This window comes from Micromonospora sp., from assembly GCF_048594385.1.
GTDB lineage: Bacteria > Actinomycetota > Actinomycetes > Mycobacteriales > Micromonosporaceae > Micromonospora > Micromonospora wenchangensis.
In genome coordinates, this window is sequence record NZ_JBMDWU010000099.1 from 1 (window position 1) to 26,849 (window position 26,849).

At 73.8% G+C, this 26,849-nt stretch carries 28 protein-coding genes and 1 pseudogene; 22 read left to right on the top strand and 7 right to left on the bottom strand.

Annotated elements, in window-relative coordinates; translation table 11 throughout:
- From ACOJTC_RS04390 to ACOJTC_RS04400, 3 genes and pseudogenes are all read right to left on the bottom strand, one after another.
- Positions 1-703 (bottom strand): annotated as a pseudogene (locus ACOJTC_RS04390) (hypothetical protein); the annotation flags it as partial.
- 49 nt (positions 704-752) lie between these two features.
- Positions 753-1,115 (bottom strand): hypothetical protein, encoded by a 363-nt coding sequence (locus tag ACOJTC_RS04395; protein ID WP_067302246.1) that lies wholly within the window; start codon positions 1,113-1,115, stop codon positions 753-755.
- Between the two features lie 13 nt (positions 1,116-1,128).
- Complete coding sequence (locus ACOJTC_RS04400; RefSeq protein ID WP_420115851.1) at positions 1,129-1,443, bottom strand: hypothetical protein; 315 nt, start codon at positions 1,441-1,443, stop codon at positions 1,129-1,131.
- Between the two features lie 355 nt (positions 1,444-1,798).
- On the opposite strand from ACOJTC_RS04400, the gene folP reads away from it, so the two are divergent.
- The 7 genes from folP to ACOJTC_RS04435 all read left to right on the top strand — a co-directional run bounded on the left by folP (position 1,799) and on the right by ACOJTC_RS04435 (position 6,374).
- The gene (gene folP / locus ACOJTC_RS04405) at positions 1,799-2,686 is read left to right on the top strand and encodes a dihydropteroate synthase (RefSeq protein ID WP_420115852.1); all 888 of its coding nucleotides are present in this window, start codon (positions 1,799-1,801) and stop codon (positions 2,684-2,686) included.
- Positions 2,683-3,042, top strand: coding sequence for a dihydroneopterin aldolase (gene folB / locus ACOJTC_RS04410; RefSeq protein ID WP_204927086.1), 360 nt, complete (start codon positions 2,683-2,685; stop codon positions 3,040-3,042). Before folP ends, folB begins: the two co-directional genes overlap by 4 nt.
- Positions 3,039-3,566, top strand: a complete 528-nt coding sequence (gene folK, locus ACOJTC_RS04415; RefSeq protein WP_420115853.1) for a 2-amino-4-hydroxy-6-hydroxymethyldihydropteridine diphosphokinase — start codon at positions 3,039-3,041, stop codon at positions 3,564-3,566. Before folB ends, folK begins: the two co-directional genes overlap by 4 nt.
- Positions 3,567-3,585: 19 nt before the next feature.
- Positions 3,586-4,110, top strand: coding sequence for a DUF3180 domain-containing protein (locus tag ACOJTC_RS04420; RefSeq protein WP_377685542.1), 525 nt, complete (start codon positions 3,586-3,588; stop codon positions 4,108-4,110).
- Positions 4,111-4,210: 100 nt separating this feature from the next.
- A complete protein-coding gene (locus ACOJTC_RS04425) occupies positions 4,211-5,422 on the top strand; it encodes an ABC transporter permease (RefSeq protein WP_420115854.1) in 1,212 nt (403 codons plus the stop codon).
- 83 nt (positions 5,423-5,505) lie between these two features.
- Positions 5,506-5,811, top strand: coding sequence for a hypothetical protein (locus ACOJTC_RS04430; protein WP_088643875.1), 306 nt, complete (start codon positions 5,506-5,508; stop codon positions 5,809-5,811).
- Between the two features lie 65 nt (positions 5,812-5,876).
- Positions 5,877-6,374, top strand: coding sequence for a hypothetical protein (locus ACOJTC_RS04435; RefSeq protein WP_357932785.1), 498 nt, complete (start codon positions 5,877-5,879; stop codon positions 6,372-6,374).
- Between the two features lie 15 nt (positions 6,375-6,389).
- Here the strand turns inward: ACOJTC_RS04435 and ACOJTC_RS04440 are convergent, their stop codons facing one another.
- Positions 6,390-7,385 carry an ABC transporter ATP-binding protein gene (locus tag ACOJTC_RS04440; protein ID WP_420115855.1) on the bottom strand — a complete coding sequence of 332 codons (996 nt, stop codon included), beginning with the start codon at positions 7,383-7,385 and terminating at the stop codon, positions 6,390-6,392.
- A gap of 2 nt (positions 7,386-7,387) precedes the next feature.
- Between ACOJTC_RS04440 and ACOJTC_RS04445 the strand changes: the two genes are divergently transcribed.
- The 4 genes from ACOJTC_RS04445 (at position 7,388) to ACOJTC_RS04460 (ending at position 11,918) form a co-directional block, all read left to right on the top strand.
- Positions 7,388-8,074 carry an ABC transporter permease gene (locus ACOJTC_RS04445; RefSeq protein WP_420115856.1) on the top strand — a complete coding sequence of 229 codons (687 nt, stop codon included), beginning with the start codon at positions 7,388-7,390 and terminating at the stop codon, positions 8,072-8,074.
- 46 nt (positions 8,075-8,120) lie between these two features.
- Complete coding sequence (locus tag ACOJTC_RS04450) at positions 8,121-8,843, top strand: ABC transporter permease (protein WP_088643879.1); 723 nt, start codon at positions 8,121-8,123, stop codon at positions 8,841-8,843.
- A gap of 153 nt (positions 8,844-8,996) precedes the next feature.
- Positions 8,997-10,001 (top strand): glycine betaine ABC transporter substrate-binding protein, encoded by a 1,005-nt coding sequence (locus tag ACOJTC_RS04455; protein WP_420115857.1) that lies wholly within the window; start codon positions 8,997-8,999, stop codon positions 9,999-10,001.
- A 195-nt stretch (positions 10,002-10,196) separates the two neighbouring features.
- Positions 10,197-11,918, top strand: coding sequence for a hypothetical protein (locus ACOJTC_RS04460; protein ID WP_420115858.1), 1,722 nt, complete (start codon positions 10,197-10,199; stop codon positions 11,916-11,918).
- 16 nt (positions 11,919-11,934) lie between these two features.
- On the opposite strand, the gene ACOJTC_RS04465 is transcribed toward ACOJTC_RS04460, so the two are convergent.
- Together ACOJTC_RS04465 and ACOJTC_RS04470 are read right to left on the bottom strand one after the other, a co-directional pair.
- Positions 11,935-13,104: an NADH-quinone oxidoreductase subunit D gene (locus ACOJTC_RS04465; RefSeq protein ID WP_420115859.1), complete on the bottom strand. Its 1,170-nt coding sequence runs from the start codon at positions 13,102-13,104 to the stop codon at positions 11,935-11,937.
- Positions 13,101-14,240, bottom strand: a complete 1,140-nt coding sequence (locus ACOJTC_RS04470; RefSeq protein WP_420115870.1) for an SAM-dependent methyltransferase — start codon at positions 14,238-14,240, stop codon at positions 13,101-13,103. Before ACOJTC_RS04470 ends, ACOJTC_RS04465 begins: the two co-directional genes overlap by 4 nt.
- A gap of 46 nt (positions 14,241-14,286) precedes the next feature.
- Between ACOJTC_RS04470 and ACOJTC_RS04475 the strand changes: the two genes are divergently transcribed.
- The 8 genes from ACOJTC_RS04475 to ACOJTC_RS04510 all read left to right on the top strand — a co-directional run bounded on the left by ACOJTC_RS04475 (position 14,287) and on the right by ACOJTC_RS04510 (position 22,715).
- A complete protein-coding gene (locus ACOJTC_RS04475) occupies positions 14,287-15,567 on the top strand; it encodes a phytase (RefSeq protein WP_420115860.1) in 1,281 nt (426 codons plus the stop codon).
- Between the two features lie 161 nt (positions 15,568-15,728).
- The gene (locus ACOJTC_RS04480; RefSeq protein WP_420115861.1) at positions 15,729-16,706 is read left to right on the top strand and encodes a Rossmann-like and DUF2520 domain-containing protein; all 978 of its coding nucleotides are present in this window, start codon (positions 15,729-15,731) and stop codon (positions 16,704-16,706) included.
- Positions 16,707-16,799: 93 nt separating this feature from the next.
- Positions 16,800-17,645: a pantoate--beta-alanine ligase gene (gene panC / locus ACOJTC_RS04485; RefSeq protein ID WP_420115862.1), complete on the top strand. Its 846-nt coding sequence runs from the start codon at positions 16,800-16,802 to the stop codon at positions 17,643-17,645.
- Positions 17,646-17,674: 29 nt separating this feature from the next.
- Positions 17,675-18,100 (top strand): aspartate 1-decarboxylase, encoded by a 426-nt coding sequence (gene panD / locus ACOJTC_RS04490; protein WP_420115863.1) that lies wholly within the window; start codon positions 17,675-17,677, stop codon positions 18,098-18,100.
- Between the two features lie 100 nt (positions 18,101-18,200).
- Complete coding sequence (locus tag ACOJTC_RS04495) at positions 18,201-19,103, top strand: septum formation family protein (RefSeq protein ID WP_420115864.1); 903 nt, start codon at positions 18,201-18,203, stop codon at positions 19,101-19,103.
- A 74-nt stretch (positions 19,104-19,177) separates the two neighbouring features.
- A complete protein-coding gene (locus ACOJTC_RS04500; RefSeq protein ID WP_420115865.1) occupies positions 19,178-20,875 on the top strand; it encodes an L-aspartate oxidase in 1,698 nt (565 codons plus the stop codon).
- A 114-nt stretch (positions 20,876-20,989) separates the two neighbouring features.
- Complete coding sequence (gene nadC, locus ACOJTC_RS04505) at positions 20,990-21,886, top strand: carboxylating nicotinate-nucleotide diphosphorylase (protein ID WP_420115866.1); 897 nt, start codon at positions 20,990-20,992, stop codon at positions 21,884-21,886.
- A 70-nt stretch (positions 21,887-21,956) separates the two neighbouring features.
- A complete protein-coding gene (locus tag ACOJTC_RS04510; RefSeq protein ID WP_204927102.1) occupies positions 21,957-22,715 on the top strand; it encodes a type III pantothenate kinase in 759 nt (252 codons plus the stop codon).
- 28 nt (positions 22,716-22,743) lie between these two features.
- Here ACOJTC_RS04510 and ACOJTC_RS04515 read toward each other — a convergent pair whose 3' ends face one another.
- The gene (locus tag ACOJTC_RS04515; protein WP_420115867.1) at positions 22,744-23,484 is read right to left on the bottom strand and encodes a class I SAM-dependent methyltransferase; all 741 of its coding nucleotides are present in this window, start codon (positions 23,482-23,484) and stop codon (positions 22,744-22,746) included.
- Positions 23,485-23,576: 92 nt separating this feature from the next.
- Between ACOJTC_RS04515 and lysS the strand changes: the two genes are divergently transcribed.
- The 3 genes from lysS to ACOJTC_RS04530 form a co-directional block, all read left to right on the top strand.
- On the top strand, positions 23,577-25,085 hold the full coding sequence (gene lysS / locus ACOJTC_RS04520) for a lysine--tRNA ligase (RefSeq protein WP_204927104.1): 1,509 nt from the start codon (positions 23,577-23,579) through the stop codon (positions 25,083-25,085).
- A gap of 113 nt (positions 25,086-25,198) precedes the next feature.
- Entirely contained in the window at positions 25,199-25,513 is a 315-nt protein-coding gene (locus ACOJTC_RS04525; protein WP_420115868.1) for a histone-like nucleoid-structuring protein Lsr2, read from the top strand.
- Between the two features lie 511 nt (positions 25,514-26,024).
- Positions 26,025-26,849 (top strand): Clp protease N-terminal domain-containing protein (locus ACOJTC_RS04530; RefSeq protein ID WP_420115869.1); only part of this gene is annotated, 825 nt, incomplete at its 3' end.

The following is a 26,849-nucleotide window of genomic DNA, read 5'->3' on the forward strand; positions in this document are numbered from 1 at the left end:
CCGCCGCCGCCTGTTCGGCGGCCTCCCGGCGGGCCCGCTCGGCGGCCTCGCGCCGGGCGCGGTCGGACGCCTCCCGGGCCCGTTCGGTGGCCTCCCGGCGGGCGCGTTCGGCCGCCTCCCGTGCGGTGAGCGGTTCGCCGGTGTCCCGGGGGAACGGGTCGGTGGGGACCCGGCGCGGTGCCCGCTGCGGTGCCTCGGCCGGACGGTCGCCGGTCGGGACCGCCGTCGACCGGTCGCCCTGCTGGTGCGGGACGCGGGTACGCGCGGCCGGGGGGGCCGCCTCGATGGCCGCCGCAGGTGCCTGCGCCTCGATGGCCGGCGGCGGGGTGGGGGCCGGCTGGTGCGGCACGGGTCGGTGCTCCCGGCCGGGTCCCCGGCGCGCGGGGGTGCCGGGCGACGGGGTGGTGCCGGGGCGGGGACCACCACCGAAGAGGTCGAGGAAGGGGGAGTCGATGTCGGTGCCGTCACCCACCAGCATCGGCGCGGCGGGTGCCGGCTCGGCCGGCGGGGTGCCCCGGCCGGGACTGGGCCGGGGAGCCTGGAAAACCCCCACACCGCCCTGTCCCGGGCCGGTGAGCAGGGACGGGTCGTACGGCTCGTCGTCCCGCAGCTCCTCCTGGGGGTAGTCGAACGACCGCGCACGGTTACCGTGTGGGGCGCTGTGTCGTCCGGCCGGGAAACCCGGCGTGGAAGAGCGACTCATTCGACCGCCTCACCCGTGTGGTCCGACTGCCCGATAGGGAAACGCCCCGTCATGCCAGTTCCTCCCGGATCCTGATCCGGCTGCCGACCAGGCGGGGGTCCCGCAGTTCGGCGGCCGGTTCCCGGGTGCGTCGCCAGTCGGTGAGCGCGGTGCGGATGACCATCCGCGCCGGCCGGTCCGGGTCGACGTACCGGAAGATGAACGAGGTGCTCACGATGGCGAGCGCGATCTCCCAGGCGGGAAAGAGCTCGACCTGCAGCGTGAACAGCCAGTGGATGAACATGTAGAGGGGCACGAGCAGCATGAACAGTCCGTACTGGGCGTACGGGAGGTGGACCGGAAGGGTGTAGCCGGGCGGCCCGAGGTAGACCAGGCGGGCCCGGTAGATGTCGTCGTCGGTGCGCAGCCGCATGTCTCGCCCGCGCCTATTCGAAGATCAGATCGATCAGGTAGTCACCGATGAAGAAGAGTGTTGCCGCGCCGGCGATGAAGGCCAGCCCGACGATCGCGATGGCCGAACTGGTCAGCACCTTGGAGATCTCGCCCCGGCTGGCCCGGCCGATGAAGATGACCCCGAGCACGGCGAGCAGGATGGGTGCGATCTTGCTGGCGAAGAAGGTGACGACACCGCTGGTGTCGATGCCCTTGGGGGCCGGTTCGGCGAGTGGCGTCGTCGCCAGGGTGTGCAGCACCTGTGCGACGCCGGAAGACGTCGTCTCCATCAGCTCGAAGGCGATCACTGGAACCTCCCCATAACGCGGCCGGCGGTGCCGCGGTGGTGCAGTAGGCAAGCCTGGCGGGAATGTGCTCACTGTGCACAGCGTCGATGACGCGGCGCGGGTCTCTCGCCACGGAGAGTGGCGAGATTTGGGGGGATTTTCCCGCTTCGGCCCTCCCTCCAGGCTTCGCCATCTCTTGATGCTGGGCAATTCCACAGCGTACGGGCCGCCCCCCTTTGCGACAAGCCGCGAAGAGTCGACCCGATTCGACCCGGACGACCGATCGTACACCTGTTCCAACAGGCACGTCAGGGTGGTCGTGGCGGGGCTGGTGGGGGGCCCCGGAGCGCCCCCGTGCGACCGGTACCGTCTAGTCGTGACCGATCTGGTACGGGCGCAGGCCCCGGTGGTGATGGGCGTCCTCAACGTCACCCCCGACTCCTTCTCCGACGGCGGCCGGTACGCCGACCTCGACGCCGCCGTCGCACACGGGGTGCGACTGCACGACGAGGGCGCGCACCTGGTCGACGTCGGGGGCGAATCCACCCGGCCGGGCGCCGACCGGGTCGACCCCCGCACCGAGGCGTCCCGGGTGCTGCCGGTGATCCGCGAACTCGCCGCCGCCGGGGTGCCGGTCAGCATCGACACCACCCGCGCCCCGGTCGCCGAGGCGGCCGTCGTCGCCGGGGCCGCCGTGGTCAACGACGTCTCGGGCGGCCTGGCCGACCCCGACATGGCCCGGGTGGTCCGCGACGCCGGCTGCCCCTGGGTGCTCATGCACTGGCGGGGGCACTCCCGGGGGATGCGCGAGCTGGCCAGCTACACCGATGTGGTCACCGACGTCCGGGCCGAACTGGCGAGGCGGGTCGACGACGCGCTGGCCGCCGGGGTGGCCGCCGACCGGCTGGTGATCGACCCCGGGCTCGGCTTCGCCAAGACCGCCGCGCACAACTGGGAACTCAGCGCCCGCCTGCCCGAACTGCTCGACCTCGGCCTGCCGCTGCTCTTCGGTGCCAGCCGCAAGTCCTACCTGGGCCACCTGCTCGCCACCCCCGACGGCACCCCCCGGGAGACCGACGGCCGGGCCGCCGCCACCATCGCCACCAGCGTGCTCGCCGTCGCCGCCGGCGCCTGGGGGGTACGTGTGCACGACGTCCGGGGCACCACCGACGCGCTCGCCGTCTGGTCGGCCACCGGCCGCCCCCGGCTCGCCACCAGCGGCAACGACCCGGCCCCCACCGGCCGGACGGAGGGAGGAACGTGACCGACCGGATCGTCCTGACCGGACTGCGGGCCCGGGGCCGGCACGGCGTCTACGACTTCGAGCGTGCCCAGGGCCAGGAGTTCGTGGTCGACGCCGAACTCGAACTCGACCTCGCCCCGGCCGCCCGCTCCGACGAGGTGACCGACACCGTGCACTACGGCGAGCTGGCGCAGCGGCTGGTCGCGGTGGTCACCGGCGAGCCGGTCAACCTGATCGAGACGCTGGCCGACCGGCTGCTCGCGGTCTGCCTGGCCGAGCCGCTGGTCGTCGCCGCCACCGTCACCGTCCACAAGCCCGAGGCCCCGATCCCGCACACCTTCACCGACGTGGCCGTCACGATGCGGCGTACCCGGTGACCCGGGCGGTGCTGTCGATCGGCAGCAACCTGGGCGACCGGCTCGACCACCTACGGGCCGCGGTCGCCGGTCTCGGTGACGCGGTGCTGGTGGTCTCCGGCGTCTACGAGACACCCCCGTGGGGCGACGCCGACCAGCCGGCGTACCTGAACGCGGCGGTCATGGTCGCCGACCCGGCGGCGACCCCGGACGACTGGCTGGCGCGGGCGCACGCCGCCGAGACCGCCGCCGGCCGGGTCCGCGACCCGGCGCGCCGGTACGGGCCGCGCACCCTCGACGTGGACGTCGTCGCCGTCTGGGACGACGACGGCCGGCCGGTGCTCAGCGACGACCCCGCGCTGACCCTGCCGCACCCCCGCGCCCACCAGCGCGCCTTCGTGCTCCGCCCGTGGATCGACATCGACCCGCACGGGCGGCTGGCCGGGCACGGCTGGCTGACCGACCTGCTCAACGCCGAACCGGTCGCCGGGGACGCCCTCGAACTGACCCCCCGCCCCGATCTTTCGTTAGAGTCGGACACATGAACCAGTGGAGCCGGCCGGTATGACGCCGCCCCGACCGCCCCGTGACCGGGAGCCCGACGGGTCGAGAATGGGCCCCACCCGGTTCTCGACGCTGCTGGTCGCCGCGCTCGCCGCCGCCGCCGTGGCCTGGTTGCTGATCAGCAGCTTCTACTACAGCGGCACTCCCCGGCTGCCCTGGCTGCCGGTGGTCACCCTGGCCGCGCTGGCCGTGCTGGAGGCGTACGCGGCGGTCAACACCCGTGGCCGCATCGAGCGGCGGCCCGGTCGGGAGCCGGTCAACCCGCTGCTGGTCGCCCGGTTCGTGGTGCTGGCCAAGGCGTCCGCGCTGGCCGGGGCGATCTTCCTCGGCTTCTACGCCGGGCTGACCGGCTGGCTCTTCGTCGAGCCGACCAACGCCGCCATCGAGGACCGGCCGGCCGCCGGGGCGGGCACCCTCGCCTCGCTGGCCCTGGTCGCCGCCGCGCTCTGGCTCGAACGCTCCTGCCGGGTCCCCGAGTCCGACGACGACGCCGACGACCGGGCCGACCGACCCGGGCAGCGCTGACAGGGGTTACGCCCGCCCCCGGCGCGCGGGTACGGTGCCTGGCGACCGGAACACAGTCAGCCGTCACCGGTGACGGCCGGTCACCTGGGAGGCGCACCGCATGGTGTACGACGAACCGGGCCGGACCGCGTCGGCAGAGGTGCCCGCGACCGTACCCGAGAACGTCCTCGACGACCCGGAGCAGGGGGAACCCGGCCGGGACCGGCTCGGCGTGCACGTGGTCTGGGAACTGGCGCTGCTGCTCGCCCTCGCCGCGTTGGCCTACCTGCTGTGGCGGGACGACCCGGACGCGCTGCGCGGTGCCGGCCTGCGGTGGCTGCTCGTCGACGCGGTCGCGCTCGGCCTGCTCGTCCTCGCCGCCGGGCTGAGCCTGCGGACCGCCGCGGTGAACCTGGCGATCGGCCCGGTCACGCTGGCCGCCGCGCTGCACTTCGCCGAGCAGGGCGACCGCGGGGTGTCCACGGCGGTCGTCCCGGCACTGGTCGCCGCCGCGCTGGGCGGGCTGGCCCTGGCCTGGGCGGTGGTGGTACTGCACGTGCCCGGCTGGGCGGCCAGCCTCGCCGCCGCCGCCGGGGTGATCGTCTGGATCGAACGGCGGGACCTGCCGGTGGCGGTGCAGGCCGACTACGACCCCCGGCGCAACGCCTACTACCTGTTCGCCGGGTTCGCCGCGGTGGTCGTCCTGCTCGGCGCGTTCGGCGCGATCCGGACCGTACGCCGGCTGGTCGGCCGGTTCCGGCCGGTGGCCGACCCGGCCCGCCGACGCGGCATGGCCGCCGCCCTGGTGACCTCGGCCGCGCTGATCGCCTCCACCGTGCTGGCGATGCTCGCCGGGGTGCTCGTCGCCGCCAACGCGGACGGCCCGGTGACGCCCACGTCGGGACTGGACTGGACGGTGCTCGCGGTCGGGGTGTCCATGTTCGGCGGCACCAGCGCGTACGGCCGGCGGGGTGGGATCTTCGGCGCCCTCCTCGCGGTCGGCCTGGTGGTTACCTACCTGGCCTGGGCGGACGGTGTCGGCGCGCCGACCGACAGGTGGGCCGTCGGTGGGACGGCCCTGGCCGGTGGCCTGCTGGTGACCCGGCTGGTCGAGACGTACGGCCGGCCCCGCACCGTCCCGGGTGAACCGGTGGAGCTGCCGCCGGTGCGGGACGGGGCGATCAGCTCCGGTTGGTCGATGCCCCCGGGCGGGGAGGCGCGCAACTGGACCCCGGCCCTGCCGGAGCGGACGACCGACGACACCCCGCCCGACCCCTGGGAGGCCCCCCGCTGGCCGAGCGCCCCACCCCGCTGGGACGCCGACGAGCGGTGAGCGGCCCCCGCCCGGACCGGTGCGGCCGGCGACCGGGCGTGGACGACGGGCCGGCGACGATCTCTCCGGTTAGGCTCGCGGGCATGACCGAGACTCCTTCCGCCGGCACCGGCCACACCTTCGACCAGCTCGACGCCCTCTCCACCGAGGAGCTGCGCGAGCGGGCCTTCGCGCGGGCCCGGGAGCGGCGGGACGTCGGGTTCTTCTGGTCGGTGCTCCGGCACCTGCCGAACGCCGACGAGGCCGCCGCGCTCGACGGGGCGCCCAACTCGGTGGGGCCGACCATCGACGAGGCGGCGGCGCTGTGGCGGGAGCTGACCGGGCACGGCTACGAGGAGTCCGCGCCGCTGCTGCGGGCGGCGTTCATCGACTACCTGATGAAGCACTGAGCGGCCGACCCGCCGGCTGGCGGGAGAGGTTTGCCGGCCGTGGCGGGTCGGGAACTTCCCGCCGCATGGCCCTCACCCAACGCCCCCGCACCGTGCAGGGGTACGGCACCGCCGCCGGCACCGGCACCCTCGCCGCGTTGATCCTCGTCGTCGTCTGCGGCAGTCCCTGGTACGTCCGCTGGGCCGAGGCCCACACCGATCCGAACTCCGCCGGGGGCTGGTACCTGCGGCTGCTCGCCTGGCCCGCCTGGCGGGTCGAGTCGACCCCGGAGCACGGGGTGCTCGCCACCGACCTGCGGGCCATCCTGCTGCTGCTGTTCGCCGGGGCGCTGCTCTACCTGCTGCCGGCCGGTCAGGTGGCCCGGGTGCCCGGGTCGGCCAGCCAGTTCTTCTCCGGCTGGGCCGCGTACACCCTGGCCGCGGCGGCGGCGACCCTGCTGGCGGCGCTGCTCACCGCGGACGGTCCGCTGCTGGCGGCCTTCGAGGCCACCGGCACCGGGGCCGGCTACGGCTTCTTCGCCGGCTGGATCATCGGGCTGGCCAGCCTGGGCGGGCGGGCCTGACCCGCCGGGCACGGGCTAGCCGCCGGGCTGCCCGAGGTCGAGCACCCGGGCGCGGCTGAGCGTGCCGGCCGGCCGGCCGTCGGCGGTGACCACGACCGCGTCGGTGCCGGCGGTCAGCATCGCGGCCAGCGCGTCGTACGCCGAGCGGCCCAGCGGCAGCTCCGGCAGGCTGACGTCGGTGGCCTCGCCGTCGAGCACCTCCCGGGTGACCGGGGTGACCGCCAGCCGGCGGATGCCCCGGTCCGCGCCGACGAACTCGCGCACGAACGGCGAGGCGGGCGTGCCGAGCAGGGCCGCCGGGGTGTCGTACTGCTCCAGCCGGCCGCCCTCGGAGAGCACCGCGATCCGGTCGCCCAGCCGGACGGCCTCGTCGAGGTCGTGGGTGACCAGCACGATGGTCTTGCGGACCTCGGCCTGGAGCCGGAGGAACTCCTCCTGCAGCCGGGTCCGCACGATCGGGTCGACGGCGGAGAACGGCTCGTCCATCAGCAGCACCACCGGGTCGGCGGCCAACGCGCGGGCCACCCCGACCCGCTGCCGCTGCCCGCCGGACAGCTCGTGCGGGTAGCGGCGTCCGAACTGGGCCGGGTCCAACCCGACCAGCTCCAGCAGCTCGCCGCTGCGCTGCCGGATCCGCTCCTTCGGCCAGCCGAGCAGCCGGGGTACGGTGCCGACGTTGGTGGCGACCGTCTGGTGCGGGAACAGGCCGACGTTCTGGATCACGTAGCCGATGCGTCGGCGCAGTTTCACCGGGTCGACCCGGGTGATGTCCTCGTCGCCGAGCATGATCCGGCCGCCGGTCGGCTCGATCAGCCGGTTGACCATCCGCAGCACCGTCGACTTGCCGCAGCCGGACGGGCCGATCAGCACCACCAGCTCGCCGGCCGGCACCTCCAGGCTCAGCTCACGGACCGCGTCGGTGCCGTCGGGGTACCGCTTGCGGATGCCGTCGAGCGTGATCGACGCGGCACTGTGTCCTGCGTCGCCGGTGCCCCCGGGGGTAACGTCCACGTGTGTCCTTCCACCTGAGTTACCGGGCCGAGCCGGGTAATCCGTGGTTCTCCTGGCAGTACGTGCGGGACAACTCTGACACCATTCTCGCCGCGCTGCGCGAGCACGCCTCGCTGACCGGCCGGGCCGTGCTGCTCGCCGCGCTGGTGGCCCTGCCGCTGGCGGTGCTCGCCTACTGGTACCGGCGTCTCGCCGGGCCGATTCTCGCATTGACCGGGGTGCTGTACACGATCCCCTCCCTGGCCCTGTTCGCGTTCATCGCCCCCTACCTGGGTATCGGGGCGGTGACCGTGCTCACCGTGGTGGTGCTGTACGCGCTGCTGGTGATCGTCCGCAACGCGGTGGCCGGGCTGAACCAGGTGCCTCCCGAGGTGCGTGACGCCGCCGAGGGCATGGGGTACGGCCGGTGGGCCCGGCTGTTCCGGATCGACCTGCCGCTGGCCCTGCCCGGCATCCTCACCGGGGTACGCCTCGCCACGGTCTCCACCGTCGCGCTGGTCACCGTCGGGGTGGTGATCGGCCGGGGTGGCCTGGGGCAGCTGATCTTCGCCGGGTTCCAGAACAACTTCTACAAGGCGCAGATCATGACCGGCACCCTGCTCTGCGTCCTGCTCGCCCTGGTGCTGGACCTGATCCTGGCCTCCGTGGGCCGCCTGCTCACCCCCTGGCTGCGGAGTCGCCCCCGATGAGGGCAGCGCAGCGGAGCCCCGCAGTCACGAACGAAGGATTTGACCAGTGAATCCGGTGCAGCAGGCGGTGGTCTGGCTCAACGACCCGCTCAACTGGACCAACCCCGGTGGGGTGCTGGACCGGGTCGGGGAGCACCTGAGCATGTCCGCCGCGGCGGTGCTGCTGGGCTGCCTGGTGGCCTGGCCGATCGGCCTCTGGCTGGGGCACTCGGGGCGCGGCGGCGGCGCCGTCGTGCTGATCTCCAACCTGACCCTGTCCATCCCCACCCTGGCGCTGCTCACCATCCTGCCGCTGACCTTCCTCGGCTTCGGGCGACCGGCGGTGGTGGTGGCGCTGGCCGTGTTCGCGGTGCCGCCGCTGCTGGCCAACGCGTACACCGGGGTGCGGCAGGCCGACCCGGAGGCCCGGGACGCGGCACGCGGGATGGGGCTGTCGGGCTGGCAGGTGCTGCGTCGGGTGGAGTTGCCACTGGCGGTGCCGTACCTGGCCGCCGGGTTCCGTACGGCCGCCGTCCAGGTGGTGGCGACGGCGGCGCTGGCCTCGTTCGTCAACGGTGGAGGGCTGGGCCAGATCATCCGGGCCGGTTTCGGGCTGGACATCGCGGCCGGTGGCGGGCAGATCATCGCCGGTGGGGTGCTGGTGGCGGGGCTGGCGTTGGCGGCCGAGGGGGTGCTGGCACTTGTCGAGCGGGCGGTGACCCCGCGACCGCTGCGGCGTACCCGGCGGGCGGCCAACCGGCGGGCGGCGGACGCCACGGCGGGGAACTGATCCCTTTCCGTGACGATCACGTTACGAAAGCGGTTCAGAGTTTGTCGGTCGGTCCGGAAGGATATTGGCTGAACCCGCGGGCGGCGGCCGTCGCCCGTCGGACACGCGGCCGGCCCTGCCCGGGGTCGCGCCGGGACACGGAAGGCGGGCACGATGCGCGTACGGACACGGCTGGCGGCGGGTGCGGTGGGTGCCCTGACCCTGGCGGGTCTGTTGACCGGGTGTGGGGATGCCGGCTCGTCCGGCACCGACGCTCCGCAGCAGGGCGCCAGCGGTGCGGGCTGCGCCCCGGTCGCCGGTGACCAGCTCGTCGTCCTCGACGACGACAAGAAGCTCCAGAACACCGACAACATCATCCCGGCGGTCAACGCGAAGGTGGCGAACCCGCAGCTGCTCGCCGCGCTGGACAAGGTCTCGGCCGCGCTGGACACGCCGAAGTTGATCGCCCTCAACAAGGCGGTCGACGTGGACCGCAAGACGCCGAAGGCGGCCGCCGAGGAGTTCGCCTCGGCCAACGGGCTGACCAGCGGCATCGCCAAGGGCCCGGGTGGGCAGATCGTCGTCGGGGCGGGCAACTTCTCCGAGAGCCAGACCCTGGCCGAGCTGTACAACATCGCCCTGACCGCCGCCGGTTACCAGGTCAAGGTGCAGCAGATCGGCAACCGCGAGCTGTACGAGCCCAGCCTGGAGAAGGGCGAGATCCAGGTCGTCCCCGAGTACGCGGCGACCATGGCCGAGTTCCTCAACACCAAGGCCAACGGCAAGGACGCCACCCCGGTCTCCTCGCCGGAGCTGGACAAGACGGTCAGCGCGTTGAAGTCCGAGGGTGACAAGGCGGGCATCACGTTCGGCACCCCGTCCTCGGCGCAGGACCAGAACGCCTTCGCGGTGACCAAGGCGTTCGCCGACAAGTACTCCCTGAAGACCCTCTCCGACCTGGCGGCCAAGTGCTCCGGCAAGGACACCGTGCTGGCCGGCCCGCCGGAGTGCCCGCAGCGGCCGAAGTGCCAGGCCGGTCTGGTGGAGGTCTACGACTTCAAGGCCGGTTCGTTCAGCTCGCTGGACGCCGGTGGCCCGCAGACCAAGAACGCGCTGAAGACCGGCACCGCCAGCGTCGGCCTGGTCTTCTCGTCCGACGGCGCGCTCGCCACCAGCTGAACGTGATCCCGGTCGCGGTCGGTGGGAGCCGACCGCGACCGGGAACGCCCCGCAACGGGCTGATCGTGCCCCGTTGACCAGGGCGCATGCCGGTCGGCGGCGATCCGGTCGCGCCGAGGCGTACCGGACGAGATCGGGGCAATTCTGCCCTGGGACCGTTCCCAGCCCGCGTACATCTCGGTAGGCTGCACAGCCATGCCCTCCCCGGTCGTCTCCGAGAAGCGCAGACCGCAACTGCTGACCGTCCTGTTCTGGATCGGGGTGGCGTTCGCGCCGATCGCCGCGCTGATCCTGCTGTTCGCTGACGGCAACGGTCCGCTGCGGTTCGCCGCGGTGCTGGCCATCACCGCCGTCGTGCTGATCGGCCTGTCCATCGCGCTGCGCGCCGACGGCGGTGTCCGGGCGTCCGACGAGTCGGTGCTCGACGAGTTGGAGCAGCTCCGGCGCGAGCTGCGCAGCGAGATCGTGGCCGCCGCCCAGCGTGGCAACCAGGCGTTGGACCAGTCGCAGCGGGCCGAGGAACAGGTCACCGCGTTGCGTCGCCGGTTGGACTCGGCGGCCGAGCTGGCTGCCGCCGTCGCCGCCCCGCCCGCCGAGGATTCCGTCGCCGGTGCCGGCCGGGCCCGGGGCCCGGCCGCCGAGCCGGCACCGGAGGCCCCGGTGGGCCGGCGACGGGCCGCGGTCGAGGAACCCGCGTCGGACTGGAACCACTCGGAGGCTTCCGAGCCGGTCGCGGCGGGCCGGGGCCGGGTGCCGTCCGACCGGGAGGCCGCCGAACCGACCGGCCGTCGCTACGCCCCGGAGCGCCCGACCACCGGGCAGGCCGGGGTGTACGGGGCGGCCAGCCGGGAGCCACGCGGCGGGGGGCCCGCCGCCGAGTCGGCGTCCCGTCCGCTCGGCGTGGTGCGGCACACCGAGACCGTGCACGTGACCACCCGGCACACCGTCGTCGACGGCCCCGACCCGTCCGGCGGATACGGCGGCGGGTACGCCGGCCGGTGGGCCCCCGGCGGGGACGAGTCGTCCTGGGCCGGCGGGGAGCCGGAGCGTTCCTGGTCGGCACCGTCCGAGCCGACCGGCCGGGGCTGGTCGGCCCCGCCGGAGGACCGTTCCCGGGCGGCCCGCCCGGCATCGCGTGACGAGCGGGCCTGGCCGGCCGCTGCCGGCCCCGCCTGGTCGACGCCGGGCGACGACCGGCCCGAGCCGGGCCGGCCGGAGTGGTCGGCGGGTGGCGGGGAGGCCGGTGGCTGGTCGGCGGGAGGTCGGTCCGGTTGGGCGGGAGGCCGTGCCGAGTCGCCCGCGTCGCGTGCCGGTGACCGCTGGGAGCAGGACCGGGCCGAACCGCCGGCCCGCCAGGCGCGGGCCGGTGACCGCTGGGCCGAGGCGCGTGACGAGGGCCGGGCCCGGGAGGTGCGGGTCGGGGAGCGCCACGCGGAGGCGCGCGCCGACGGCGGCTACCACTACTCGGACCGCTGGGCCTCGGTGCGACAGGAGGAGCCGTACCGGGACGGGGCGGAGCCCACCGGCGACCGCTGGGATGGCGGTCGACCGGAGCAGTCCGAGCGTCCCGCGCTGCCGGCCGGCGGGGTGCCGGTGCCGCAGCAGTGGCGGGAGCCGGCGCGCAGCTACCGGCCGGCCGAACAGTGGCCGGCCCACGCGACCCCACCGGCCCAGGACCGGCCGGACGGGCAGTGGCCGGCCCGCGCCGCGCCGCAGCCCGCCCAGGACCGGCCGGCGCGCGCCGACGACCGGCGGTGGGAGGGACAGCGGGCCGAGCAGTGGCGGGACCGGGAGCCGGTGGTGTCGTGGCGCGACCCGGAGCCCGAGCCGCGCGACCATCCGCAGTGGGCGGGCGAGCAGCGGTACGGCTACCCGCCGCAGGACGACACCCCGCGCGCGGGCGGGCACTGGCGCTGACCGGCTCAGCGGCGGGTCACTTGTCGATGTCGCCGACCACGAAGAACATCGAGCCGAGGATGGCGATCAGGTCGGGCACCAGGCAGCCGGGGAGCAGGGTGGCCAGGGCCTGCACGTTGGCGTACGACGCGGTGCGCAGCTTGAGCCGCCACGGCGTCTTCTCGCCCCGCGACACCAGGTAGTAGCCGTTGATCCCGAGCGGGTTCTCCGTCCACGCGTAGGTGTGCCCCTCGGGGGCCTTGACCACCTTGGGCAGCCGGGTGTTCACCGGGCCGGTGAGCCGGTCGACCCGGTCGAGGCACTGCGCGGCGAGGTCGAGGGAGGCGTACACCTGGTCGAGCAGCACCTCGAAGCGGGCGTGGCAGTCCCCGGCGGTGCGGGTGACCACCGGCACGTCGAGCTGGTCGTACGCCAGGTAGGGCTCGTCGCGGCGTAGGTCGAGGTCCAGGCCGGAGGCGCGGGCGACCGGCCCGGACGCCCCGAACGCGGCGGCGTCGGCGGCCGACAGCACCCCCACCCCGACGGTCCGGGCCAGGAAGATCTCGTTGCGTCGGATCAGGTTGTCCAGGTCGGGCATCCGGCGGCGTACCTCGGCGATGGCGGCGCGGGCCCGGCCGGTCCAGCCGGCGGGGACCTCCTCCTTGAGCCCACCGACCCGGTTGAACATGTAGTGGATCCGGCCGCCGGAGACCTCCTCCATGACCGCCTGGATGGTCTCCCGTTCCCGGAACGCGTAGAAGACCGGGGTGATCGCGCCGATCTCCAGCGGGTAGGAGCCGAGGAACATCAGGTGGTTGAGCACCCGGTTCAGCTCGGCCAGCGCCATCCGCAGCCAGGTGGCCCGCTCGGGCACCTCCATGCCCATCAGCCGTTCGACGGCGAGCACCACACCCAGCTCGTTGGAGAACGCCGACAGCCAGTCGTGCCGGTTGGCCAGCACGATGATCTGCCGGTAGTCGCGGACCTCGAACAGTTTCTCCGCGCCCCGGTGCATGTACCCGACGATCGGTTCGGCGGCGACCACCCGTTCCCCGTCGAGCACCAGTTTCAGCCGCAGCACGCCGTGCGTCGAGGGGTGCTGCGGGCCGATGTTGAGCACCATGTCGGTGCCGAGCTGTTCCCCGCCGGCCCCGGTGCCGACGGTCAGCTCGCGCAGTTCACCGGTGTCCGTGGTCATGCCGGTCATCGTGCCATGAGCGCGTCGACGGCGACGCCGACCGGCTGGAGCAGCCAGTGGTGTCCGCCGAGCCCGGCCGGGTCGGTCAGCTCGGCCACCGCCGAGGCGGCGGCGAGTGCCCGTACGTAGCCGGCCGGGTCGGTGCCGGCCAGGCTCAGCGCCGGTCGCCCACCGTCGGCCCCGAGCGCGAGCAGCGCCTCCCGCTGCGACACCAGCCTGTACGCGCACCCGGCGACCTGTGCACCGGCGGCCGCGACGGAGTCGATGGCGACGTGTGCGGTGATGTCGCACGACCCGTTCGGCACCGGCGGCACCTGCCGTCCGTTCCGGTACCCGGTCAGCGTCCCGTCCACCGGCCGCCGCTCCCGCAGGTGCCCGTAGTCCACGGCCAACGCCACCCCCCGCCGCACCCGCCCGACGGCCCGCCCCCACGCCTCGTCCCGACTCCGCCCCACCTCCACCCGCCCCCCTCGCCCTCCTCGCTCCCCCCGCCCGGTGATCCAGGGGTTTGGGGCAGGGTAGGGCCCCTCCGTTTTCGCCCACCTCTTGATCCCCGGGGCGGTGGTGGGGGGTGGGGCCGGGGTGGGGGTTGGGGTGGGGTGCCAGGTGGTCAGCCAGGTGAGGTCTTGCGGGGTCAGTGGGGGGCCGGGGGTTTCCTCTCCGGTGCTCGGGTCCACCAGGTGGTAGCGCCAGCCGGTGTCGGTGGGGACGGCCACGTCCAGGGGGACGTTGTCCAGCCATTCGGTGGCGGTCAGCAGGCCGGTGATCCCCGCCGGGGGCTCGGTCGTCCAGGCGATGGCGGGCGGCAGGTCAGCCGGGCGGGGGGCCAGTTCCACGGCCGTGAGGCGCAGGCGGTGGGCCAGCGGCGTCGCAGCCGTGTCGGGCGTCGCCGACCCGTGGGCCAGAGCGGCCAGGGCGCGCAGCAGTTCACCCCGGCCGGCACCCACGTCCACCACGTCGAACGGGGTGGGGAAACCGAGGGTGGCGTCGAGGCGGGACACGAGCCGGAACACCGCCGCCGCGAACGCCGGGGAGGCGTGCACGCTGGTCCGGAAGTGGTCGGCGGGGCCGGACCCGGAGACGAAGAAGCCGTGCGGCCCGTAGAGGGCGGTGCCCATGGCGTCCCGCCAGCGAATCGCGTTCATCCCGTGTTCAGGGTCCGTCACCGTGCCGACCCTACGGTCTGCGGGCATGAGACGAATCGTGATCCCCGCGCTGGCGGTCGTACCGCTGTTGGTGACGACCACCGGTGCCGCCGCCGCGCCCGCCCGGGACGGCGTGCCGCGTGCGGTCCGGGCGGTGGTCGAGACTCCCGCCCTGTTCGACGACGCCGCCGGTGGCGACGCCGACGCCGACGATCCGGCGATCTGGGTGCACCCGACCGACCGGGCCGGCAGCCTGGTGATCGTCACCGCCAAGAACGGCGGCCTGCGGGTGTACGACCTGCGGGCCCGGGAGCGGCAGGCGGTCGCCACCCCACCGGCACCCGGTCCGGACGACGAGGCGGGCCGGTTCAACAACGTCGACCTGGTCAGCGGCTTCCGGCTGGCGGGCCGGCCGGTCGACCTGGCGGTGGTCACCGACCGGGGGCGTGACCAGCTCCGGTTCTACCGGATCGACCCGGTGTCGCGGCGGCTGGTCGACGTGACCGCGCCGCAGCCGCCGTTCGCGTTCAGTCGGGACCAGGCGGAGGTGAACACCCAACGCACCGCGTACGGGTTGGGCACGTTCACCGACCGGGACGGGGCCGCGTACGCGGTGGTGAGTCGGCGCAGCACCCCGGAGGTGGGGGTGTTCCGGCTGGTGGAGCGGGCCGGGAAGGTCAGCTACCGGCCGGTGGGGCGGCTGGTGCTGCCATCGACGTTCACCCTGCCGGACGGCTCCGCCTGGTCGCCGTGCACCGACCCGGGGGACGGCCCGCAGGTGGAGGGGACGGTGGTGGACCCGGCCACCGGTGTGGTGTACCTGGCGCAGGAGAAGGTCGGCCTGTGGCGGACCCGGCTGGTCGGTGGCCGGTTCGTGGGCGTACCCCGGTCGGTGGAGCGGGTCCGCGAGTACGGCGTCCCGGCGGTCTTCGACCCGGCGGCCGACGACTGCGTCACCGACCACACCGCCGACCCGGGCTTCGGCGGGCGGATCGCCCAGGACGTGGAGGGCCTGACGATCCTGCCCACCGGCCGGTACGCGGGCACCCTCGTCGTGTCCAGCCAGGGCGACGACACGTTCTTCACCTACGACCGGGTCAGCAACCGGCCGACCGGGCGGTTCGCGGTGGTCGACGGCCGGGTCGACGGCGTGCAGGAGTGCGACGGGGCGGCGGTGACGGCGACGCCGCTGCCGGGCTTCCCCGGCGGACTGCTGGTGGTGCAGGACGGCCGCAACACCCCGGCGACGCCGGACGGGGACGACGGGGTACGCCCGGACACCAACGTCAAGTTCGTCGACGCCGGGTTCCTGGCCGGTCGGCGGTGAGCTGCCGCACCTGGTGAGCTGCCGCACCGGGTGGGCCGCCGCCATCTGGCCACCCGGTGCCCGGGGTCGGTGAAGGTTTTCACACATCCTTGTTCGGGTTCCCTGCCCCCGGCGCATACTTGCCATCGACCGGTACCCCCTTCGAGGACTGGATCGTCGTCATGAGCGCACCGCTGCGCCCGCGTCCGGCCGCCGTACCCGGCGTCGCCGCACCGCAGGGCCCCGTCGTACCCGATGCCCCGTTCGCCCTTCCGACCCGCCTCACCGTGGGCGTGGTCGGTGCCGGCCGGGTGGGTGCCGTGCTCGGAGCGGCGCTGGTCTCCGCCGGGCACCGCGTGGTCGCCGCCTCCGGCGTCTCCGGGGCTACCCGGGCCCGGATCGCGTTGCTCCTGCCGGACGCGGTGAACCGGTCCGCCACCTCGGTCGCCCGGGACGCCGCGGACCTGCTGCTGATCGCCGTGCCCGACGACGCGTTGGCCGGTGTGGTCGCCGGGCTGGCCGACACCGGCGCGCTGCACCCGGGCCAGGTGGTCGCGCACACCTCCGGGGCCCACGGCCTGGGCGTGCTGGCCCCGGCCGCCGCCGTGGGCGCCCGGCCGCTGGCCCTGCACCCCGCGATGACCTTCACCGGTACGCCTGACGACCTGTCCCGGCTGGCCGGCATCTCCTTCGGGGTGACCGCCCCGGCGGAGCTGCGGGCGGCGGCGGCCCGGCTCGTCGCCGACCTCGGCGGGGTGCCGGAGTGGGTGGGGGAGACCGACCGGGTGCTCTACCACGCGGCGCTGGCGCACGGCGCGAACCACCTGGTGACCCTGGTCAACGAGGCGGCCGACCGGCTGCGGGACGCCGGGGTGAGCCAGCCGGAGAAGGTGCTGGCCCCGCTGCTGCGGGCGGCGTTGGAGAATGCTCTGCGCCTCGGCGACGACGCGCTCACCGGCCCGGTGTCGCGTGGCGACGCGGGCACCGTACGCCGGCATCTGGACCGGCTGGCGCAGACCGCGCCGGAATCCGTCGCCCCCTACCTGGCGTTGGCCCGACGGAGTGCCGACCGGGCGATCGCGGCGGGCCGGCTGCGTCCGGTCGACGCCGAGTCCCTGCTCGACGTGCTGGCGGGCGTCCACCGGGAAGTGGCGGCGTGAGCGGGCCCCGCAGCCGCGAGCGAAGGGGAGTCCGGTGAGCGCGAGGAGTGAGCCGGTTCTGCGAGCCCCGCAGCGCGAACGAAGGGTAATTCAGTGACGGAACTGGTGCACACCCGGGCGGAGCTGGCGAAGGCGCGGGCCGGGCTGGCCGGCACGGTCGGCGTCGTGATGACGATGGGTGCGCTGCACCCGGGGCACGAGACGCTGATCCGGGCCGCCCGGGAGCGGGCCGACCACGTACTGGTGACGATCTTCGTGAACCCGTTGCAGTTCGGCCCGAACGAGGACTTCGACAGGTACCCGCGCACCCTCGACACCGACCTGGAGGTGTGCCGGCGGGCCGGTGCGGACCTGGTGTTCGCCCCGGCTGCGGCGGACATGTACCCGTACGGGCAGCCCACGGTGCGGGTGAACCCGGGCCGGCTCGGTGAGGAGCTGGAGGGGCAGAGCCGGCCCGGCTTCTTCGACGGGGTGCTGACCGTGGTGTTGAAGCTGCTCCAGCTCACCCGGCCCGATCTCACCTTCTTCGGGGAGAAGGACTACCAGCAGCTCACCCTGGTCCGCCGGATGGCACGGGACCTGGACGTGCCGGTCGAGGTGGTCGGCGTGCCGACCGTCCGGGAGCCGGACGGGCTGGCCCTGTCGAGCCGTAACCGTTACCTGTCGGCGGACGAGCGGCAGGTGGCGCTGGGCCTGTCCGCCGCCCTGCGGGCCGGTGCGGCCGCCGCCGAGCGGGGTGCGGACGCGGGTGACGTGCTGACCGCCGCCCACCGGGCGCTGGGCGCGACGCCGGGCGCGCGGCTGGACTACCTGGCGCTCACCGACCCGGAGTTGGAGCCGGGGCCGGTCACCGGGCCGGCCCGGCTGCTGATCGCGGCCTGGGTGGGCGGCACCCGGCTGATCGACAACCTGGCCATCCGGCTCGCTCCCCGCAGCTGACCTTGTACCTGACTCGGAAAGGCACCACGATGCTCCGGACCATGCTCAAGTCGAAGATCCACCGGGCGACGGTGACCCAGGCCGACCTGCACTACGTCGGTTCGGTGACGGTGGACCAGGATCTGCTCGACGCCGCCGACCTGCTCCCGGGCGAGCAGGTGGCGATCGTGGACGTGACCAACGGGGCCCGGCTGGAGACGTACGTGATCCCCGGCGAGCGGGGCAGCGGCGTGATCGGCATCAACGGCGCGGCGGCGCACCTGGTGCACCCGCAGGACCTGGTGATCCTGATCTCGTACGGTCAGATGGACGACGCGGAGGCCCGCGCGTACCGCCCCCGGGTGGTCCACGTGGACGCCGACAACAGGGTGGTTGAGCTGGGCGGTGACCCGGCAGCGGCGGCCGTCGGCACGGCCGGTGACCCGGTGCCGAGTCCGCTCGCCGTCGTCGGCTGACCAGAATTCCGGTCTGTTACCGGAAGGTCATTTTTGGTTACCCTGGGCTGACCGTCGGATTGACGGTCGTCGGCTGGGGGAGGCCGCGTTGCGCCGTGCGATGAGGGTCCGCCGAGCGGTGACGCTCGTCGTCGCCGCCGTGGCGGCGGGAGCGGTCCTGGCGGCCTGCGGTGCCCCGGGCGGCCTCGACGGCGATCTCACCGACGACTGGGCGGCCCTGCCGCCGGCCGGGCCGTTCACCCCGGCGGCGGGCGTGTGCCAGGTCGCCGACTTCACCGACACGGTCTCCCTGGCGGCGTACGCGCCGGTGGACTGCGCGGTGCCGCACCGGGTCGAGACGGTGCACGTGGGCGCGTTGCCGGGGGAGCGGGCCACCGCGCCGGCCACCGGCTCGACGGAGCTGCGGGGGGCGTTCGCCGAGTGCGACACCCGGGCCACCGGATACGTGGGCGACGACTGGCGGGCGGGCCGGCTGCGACTGGCGGTGGCGCTGCCGACCGCGCCGGGTTGGGCGGCCGGGGCGCGCTGGTTCCGGTGCGACCTGAGCGAGCTGAACACCGTCGAGGCGGCGGCCGCCGTGGTCACCCGCACGGGCAGCCTGCGGGACGCCCTGAAGGGGCCCTCTCCGCTGCGGCTGGGCTGCCAGCGGGCCAGGAGCGGTCGGGGCGCCGGGGTGCAGGTGCTGGTTCCGGTGGAGTGCCCGGCGGTGCACGAGGCGGAGTTCGTGGGTGCCTGGAAGGCCCCCGACCGGCCGTACCCGACCAAAGATGTCGACTGGCTGCCGTTGTACGCCGGCTGCCGCAGTCTGCTGGCCCGGTACGTGGGGGTGCCGGACGACACCAGGCTGCGCTTCCGCAGCGGGGTGGTGGTGCGTCCGCCCGGTCCGGGCCGGTGGCGGGTCGGTGACCGGGGGGTCCGCTGCTACCTGTGGCTGAGCGACCGGACGGTGACGGCCTCGTTGAAGGGCGGCGGTCCGGCCGCCCTGCCGGTGCGGACGAAGTAGCGGACGGGGTAGCCGAAACCACTCGTCCCGCCCCCCGCCCCCCGTCGCGAGGATCGTTCGGGTTGACTGTGGTCATGGAACTTCGTCCGACCGTCGACCTGCCGGCCCTGCCCAGCCTGCTGGCTGCTCCCGCGCCCGGCTGGGTGGAGACCACCGACGTGATCGTGGTCGGCTCCGGGGTGGCCGGGCTCACCGCTGCGCTGCACCTGCGCGAGGCGGGCCTGCACGTCACCGTGGTCACCAAGGTCAACATCGACGACGGTTCGACCCGCTGGGCGCAGGGCGGGATCGCCGCCGTACTCGACCCGGCGGACTCGCCCGCCGCGCACGCCCGGGACACCGAGATCGCCGGGGTCGGACTCTGCGACCCGGCGGCGGTCCGGCTGCTGGTGGAGGAGGGGCCGCTGCGGCTGCGGGAGCTGATGCGCATCGGCGCGGAGTTCGACCGCAACCCGGACGGTTCGTTGATGCTCACCCGGGAGGGCGGGCACCGGGCCGACCGGATCGTGCACGCCGGTGGTGACGCGACCGGGGCGGAGGTGCAGCGGGCCCTGCACGCGGCGGTCCGCCGCGACCCGTGGATCAGGCTGGTCGAGAACGCCCTGGTGCTGGACCTGCTGCGCGCCCCCGGCGACGGCCCGGACTCTCCCGGCCCGGCCTGCGGGATCACCCTGCACGTGCTCGGCGAGGGCAGCGAGGACGGCGTGGGCGCCCTGCTCGCCCGCGCGGTGGTGCTGGCCACCGGCGGGATGGGGCAGGTCTTCTCGGCCACCACCAACCCGGCGGTCTCCACCGGGGACGGCGTGGCGTTGGCGCTGCGGGCCGGCGCGGCGGTCACCGACGTCGAGTTCGTGCAGTTCCACCCGACCGCGTTGATCGTGCCCGAGCAGGCCCGGGTGCCCGGGGCCGGCCTGGCCCAGCAGCCGCTGGTCTCCGAAGCCCTGCGGGGCGAGGGCGCGTACCTGGTCGACGCCGACGGCAAGCGGTTCATGCTCGGCCAGCACGAGCTGGCCGAGCTGGCCCCCCGCGACGTGGTGGCCAAGGGCATCCACCGGGTGCTGCTGGCCACCGGCGCCGACCACGTCCATCTCGACGCCCGGCACCTCGGCGGGGACTTCCTCGCCGGCCGGTTCCCGACCATCGTCGCGTCCTGCCTGGCCATCGGGGTCGACCCGGCGACGGATCTGATCCCGGTCGCCCCGGCCGCCCACTATGCGTCCGGCGGCGTCCGCACCGACCTGCGCGGCCGGACCTCCATCCCCGGCCTGTACGCCTGCGGCGAGGTCGCCTGCACGGGCGTGCACGGCGCGAACCGGCTGGCCAGCAACTCGCTGCTGGAGGGGCTCGTCTTCTCCCGCCGGATCGCCGAGGACATCGCCACCGGCCTGCCCGAGCAGGCGCAGCCGGCGTCGACCGGCGCATGGGTGGGCGGCGGGGGCGGGGTGCTGTCCGCCGAGGGCGTGCCGGCGCTGCAACGGTCGATGACCCGGGGTGCCGGGGTGCTGCGGTCGGCGGCCAGCCTCGCCGGGACCGCCGCCACCCTGACCGAGCTGGCCGGGGACGCCGGCCGGGCGGGCACCGCCGGTTGGGAGGCGACGAACCTGGTCACCGTGGCGGCGACCCTGGTGGCCGCCGCGTACGCCCGGCAGGAGACCCGGGGCTGCCACTGGCGGGAGGACTTCCCGACGGCCGACGAGCGGTGGCGCGGCCACCTGGTCGCGGCGATCGACGCCCGGGGCGGGCTGACCGAACGCTGGGAGCCGCTGCCCTGACCACGGGCGGTGAAGGAGCGGTGGCGCGGGCAGCGCCGACGAACGGAGGGGGCGTGTGAGTCCGAGGAGTGAGCCGGGTTTGCGAGCCCCGCAGTGGCGAACAGAGGAGACACAGTGCGGGAACCGACGCGGCAGGCGTTGACGAGCGGTGGGCTGGACCCGGAGCGGGTGCGGCGGGTGATCGTCGACGCGCTCACCGAGGACCTGGGGGCGGACTTCCTCGACGTCACCAGCGTCGCCACCATCGCGGCCGGGCAGACCGACACCGCCGACCTGGTGGCCCGGGAGGACGGGGTGGTGGCCGGGCTGGCGGTGGCCGCTGCGGTGTTCGAGCTGGTCGGGGAGGTGACCGCTGCGGAGCGTACCGTCGAGGTGGTCGTGGTGGCCCACGACGGCGCGCGGGTGGCCCGGGGTGACGTGCTGGCGACGGTGACCGGCCCGACCCGGCTGCTGCTCACCGCCGAGCGCACCGCGCTGAACCTGCTCTCCCGGATGTCCGGGGTGGCCACCCACACGCGGGCCTGGGCGGACGCCCTGGCCGGCACCAAGGCGACCGTGCTGGACACCCGCAAGACCACGCCCGGCCTGCGGATGCTGGAGAAGTACGCGGTCCGCGCCGGTGGCGGCACCAACAAGCGGATGGGCCTGTACGACGTCGCCATGATCAAGGACAACCACAAGCTGGCCGCCGGTGGTGTCGGGGCGGCCTACCGGCGGGTCCGGCAGGCCTTCCCCGAGGTGCCGGTGCAGGTGGAGGTGGACACCCCGGCCGAGGCGGTCGAGGCGGTCGAGGCGGGTGCCGACTTCCTGCTGCTGGACAACATGTCCCCGGCGACGCTGCGCCAGGTGGTCGCGGCCGTCGGCGACCGGGCGGAGCTGGAGGCGACCGGCGGGCTGACCCTGGAGGTGGCCGCCGAGTACGGGGCGACCGGGGTGGACTACCTCTCGGTGGGTGCGCTGACCCACTCGTCGCCGATCCTGGACATCGCCCTGGACCTGCGTGAGCGGTGAGCCGGCACGGGCGGCCGGGCCCGGCGCACTCCTCGCGCCCGACGGCCCGGCCGGCGTCTAGGCTGCGTGCGTGCTGCTCTGCATCGACATCGGAAACACCAACACCGTGCTGGCGACCTTCGACGGTGACCGCCTGGTGCACTCGTGGCGGATCAAGACCGACGCCCGTTCGACAGCGGACGAGCTGGGGCTGATGTTCCGGGGGCTGCTGGCCGGTGACGCCGTGGAGATCACCGGGGTGGCCGCCTGCTCGACGGTGCCGGCGGCGCTGCGCTCGCTGCGGACCATGCTGGCCCGCTACTACGCCGACCTGCCGAGCGTCGTCGTCGAGCCGGGGGTACGCACCGGCGTGCAGCTCGCCATCGACAACCCGAAGGAGGTCGGCGCGGACCGGGTGGTCAACACGCTGGCCGCGTACACCCTCTACGGTGGCCCGTCGATCGTGGTGGACTTCGGTACCACCACCAACTTCGACGTGATCAGCGGTCGGGGGGAGTTCCTCGGCGGGGCGTTCGCCCCCGGCATCGAGATCTCCTTCGACGCCCTCGCCGCCCGCGCCGCCCAGCTGCGCAAGGTGGAGGCGAACAAGCCCCGCTCGGTGATCGGCAAGAACACCGTCGAGTGCCTCCAGTCCGGCCTCTACTTCGGCTTCGCCGGGCAGGTCGACCGGATCGTCGAGCGGATGGCCGAGGAGTTGGGCGAGGTCCGGGCGGTGATCGCCACCGGAGGGCTGGCCTCGGTGGTGATCGGCGAGTGCCGGACCATCACCCACCACGAGCCGATGATCACCCTGATCGGCCTGCGCATGGTCTACGAGCGCAACACCTGATCACGACGGCCGGGCCGGTCGCGGCGGTTCAGCGCCGCCGGGCCCGGAAGACCAGCGTCTGGTACGGCAGCTCGACGGTCGCCCGGCCGGCCAGGTCGGGGTGGGTGGCGAACAGCTCGCGTAGTTCCCGGTCCATCCGTTGCCGCTGCTGCGGGGCGGCGACCAACCAGTGTGAGCGGGTACGCATCAGCCCGAGGACCTCGTCTGCGGTGACGGTCGTGCGGTGGGTGAACCGGCCCAGCTCGACCGGGCCGAAGGCCGCACCGAAGGTGGTCACCTTCACGGTCAGGTCGCTGATGCTCTCGCCCATCTGGGCGATCCGCCCCAGCTCGGCCACCCAGCCGACCGTTTCATCCCGGATGTTCCAGATCGGAGCGAAGATGCCGTCCGGCCGGAGCACCCGGGCGATCTCGACGTGCGCGCGTTCCCGGTCGAACCAGTGGTACGCCTGACCGACCAGCACCGCGTCGGCGCTCGCGTCGGGCAGCGGGACCGCCTCGGCGGAGCCGGCGAGGGCGGTGGTCCCGGGGACGGCCGTGTCGAGCCGGGCCCGCATCGCCGGGTCGGGTTCCACCGGGGTCACCTGGTGGCCGAGGGCCCGCAGGCCACGGGTGAGCAGGCCGGTGCCGGCGGCCAGGTCGACCACGCCGGCGACCGCACCCGCGCCGGCCAGCGCCCAGCGCAGCGCCTCGGCCGGATAGCCGGGTCGGAACCGGTCGTAGTCGACGGCGACCGTACCGAAGGACCGTGCCCGGGTGTCCTCGACCATGACGGGCAGGTTATCCCGTAACGGCCGCCCGGGGGCATGAGTACGCTCATGGGCTGACCCAGTCGAAACTCCCTTAGCCGAGGAAGCGTGCCGTGACCGAGCAGAACGCCGTGCCAGTGGACCCCGCCGACGACCTTCCCGAGCAGATGAAGGTCCGCCGGGAGAAGCGGGACCGGATGCTCGCCGAGGGCGTCGAGCCGTACCCCGTCGGTTTCCCCCGGACCAGCACCCTGGCCGAGGTGCGTGAGCGGTACGCCGAGCTGCCCACCGACACCGCGACCGGGGACCGGGTCGCGGTCACCGGCCGGGTGATCTTCGTACGGAACACCGGCAAGCTCTGTTTCGCGACCCTGCGCGACGGCGACGGCACCGAGTTGCAGGCGATGCTCTCCCTGGACCGGGTCGGCGCGGAGCGGCTGGAGGACTGGAAGCGCCTGGTCGACCTGGGTGACCACGTCGGTGTCACCGGCGAGGTGATCACCAGCCGGCGTGGTGAGCTGTCGGTGCTCGCCGACGAGTGGGCGGTGACCGCCAAGGCGTTGCGTCCGCTGCCGGTGGCCCACAAGCCGCTGAGCGAGGAGGCCCGGGTCCGCCAGCGTTACGTGGACCTGATCGTCCGCCCGCAGGCGCGCCAGATGGTCCGGACCCGGGCCGCGGCGGTGCGCAGCCTGCGCGACTCGTTGCACGGCCAGGGATTCATCGAGGTCGAGACGCCGATGCTCCAGTTGCTGCACGGGGGCGCGGCGGCCCGCCCATTCGTGACCCACAGCAATGCGCTCGGTACGGATCTGTATCTGCGAATCGCGCCGGAACTGTTTCTCAAGCGCGCCGTGGTCGGCGGGGTCGACCGGGTGTTCGAGATCAACCGCAACTTCCGCAATGAGGGAGTCGACTCGTCGCACTCGCCGGAGTTCGCGATGCTGGAGACCTACCAGGCGTACGGCGACTACGACACGATGGCCGAGTTGACCCGTAATCTCGTGCAGCAGGCGGCGGTGGCGGTCAGCGGCTCGACGACGGTGACCCACGCCGACGGGCGCGAGTTCGACCTGGGCGGGCAGTGGCGCTCGGTGACCCTCTTCGGGGTGCTTTCCGAGGCCCTCGGCGAGGAGGTCACGGTCCGCACCGACCGGGCCCGCCTGGTGGAGTACGCCGACAAGGTGGGGCTGGCGGTCGACCCGAAGTGGGGTCCGGGCAAGCTGGCCGAGGAGCTGTTCGAGGAACTGGTGGTGCCGAGCCTCCAGGCGCCGACCTTCGTGCGGGACTACCCGGAGGAGACCAGCCCGCTCACCCGGGCGCACCGCAGCGAGCCGGGCCTGGCCGAGAAGTGGGACCTCTACGTGCTCGGCTTCGAGCTGGGCACCGCCTACTCGGAGCTGGTCGACCCGGTGGTACAGCGGGAACGCCTGGTCGCGCAGGCGCAGCTGGCCGCCCGGGGCGACGACGAGGCCATGCGGCTGGACGAGGACTTTCTCCGGGCCATGGAGTACGGAATGCCGCCGGCCGGGGGTATGGGAATGGGAATCGACCGGCTCTTGATGGCGCTGACCGGCCTGGGAATTCGGGAAACCATCCTCTTCCCGTTGGTCCGTGCCGAGTAGCCCCGCAGGGGGACCTTTGCCGGGTCGTTACAGCGACCTATTGACGTGGCAAGCATCGGGCGGGTTATCGTGCTCCTATTGCAGGAGCACCCTGCTCGAAAGGAATGTGGGACGTGGCCAAGCAGATCATTCACAAGCTGGTCGATGACCTGGACGGCGGGGACGCGGACGAGACCGTCAAGTTCGCCCTCGACGGCGTTCAGTACGAGATCGACCTGTCGAGCTCCAACGCCGACAAATTGCGGGATGTTTTCGCGCCGTACGTGGCCGCCGGTACCCGGGTCGGTCGGGGCGGCGTGGTCGTGGGTGGCCGGGCCGCCCGGGGCCGGGGCGGGGCGACCGCCGACCGCGAGCAGAACAAGGCGATCCGGTCCTGGGCCAAGAAGAACGGCAAGGACATCTCCGACCGGGGGCGCATCCCGCAGTAGATCGTCGACGAGAACCACGCCCCCCGCTGAGGGTCTGGGGCGAACCGACGCGGGGCCGGCGCACGCCGCCGGGCCGGCGTCGCCGTCTGGGGCCGGCCCGGAGGCGTGCTCCGGGCGGTCCGCGGTGCCCCTCCGGGCGGTGCGGGTGCCCCTCCGGGCGGTCGGCGGCACCCTGCCCGGGAGGGAAGTTCTCCGGCTCCGGCGGCGTTGTCCACAGCCGGTGGAGACTTCGTCCACAGCCTGTGGATGACCCACGGGGCCCCGGGAGGGCGTCGTGCACCCCGGGTGAATTTCGCTCTGCGCGTACAGGCTGGGGTGCCGGAACACCTCCTGAGCGCGGATGGTTGGTCAAAACGACGTCGGAACGGCTCGGTACGAGGAGACACGACCTCAGCGGAGTCGGTCAGCGGCGATAGAGTAAGGAGGCACGGACGCCCGTCCCGGACGTCCGAGCACCGGCCCCGCCAAGATCTCGCAGTCGAGGCGCACGGCACGTGAGGAGCACGAGGGCATGTTCGAGCGGTTCACCGACCGAGCGCGACGGGTTGTCGTCCTGGCCCAAGAAGAGGCCCGGATGCTCAACCACAACTACATCGGTACGGAGCACATCCTGCTGGGCCTGATCCACGAGGGTGAGGGTGTGGCGGCCAAGGCCCTGGAGAGCCTCGGCATCTCCCTGGAGGGCGTCCGTCAGCAGGTCGAGGAGATCATCGGCCAGGGCCAGCAGGCGCCGAGCGGGCACATCCCGTTCACGCCCCGGGCCAAGAAGGTGCTGGAGCTGTCCCTGCGCGAGGCGCTACAGCTCGGCCACAACTACATCGGCACCGAGCACATCCTGCTCGGGCTGATCCGCGAGGGCGAGGGCGTCGCCGCCCAGGTGCTGGTGAAGCTGGGCGCCGACCTCAACCGGGTCCGCCAGCAGGTGATCCAGCTCCTCTCCGGCTACCAGGGCAAGGAGCCGGCCGCCGCCGGCACCGCGCCGGGTGAGGCCGCACCGTCGACCAGCCTCGTGCTGGACCAGTTCGGTCGCAACCTGACTCAGGCTGCCCGCGAGGGCAAGCTCGACCCGGTGATCGGGCGCGAGAAGGAGATCGAGCGGGTCATGCAGGTGCTGTCCCGCCGCACCAAGAACAACCCGGTCCTGATCGGTGAGCCCGGCGTCGGCAAGACCGCCGTGGTTGAGGGCCTGTCCCAGAAGATCATCAAGGGCGAGGTGCCCGAGACGCTGAAGGACAAGCAGCTCTACACCCTCGACCTCGGTGCCCTGGTCGCCGGCTCCCGCTACCGGGGTGACTTCGAGGAGCGCCTCAAGAAGGTGCTCAAGGAGATCCGCACC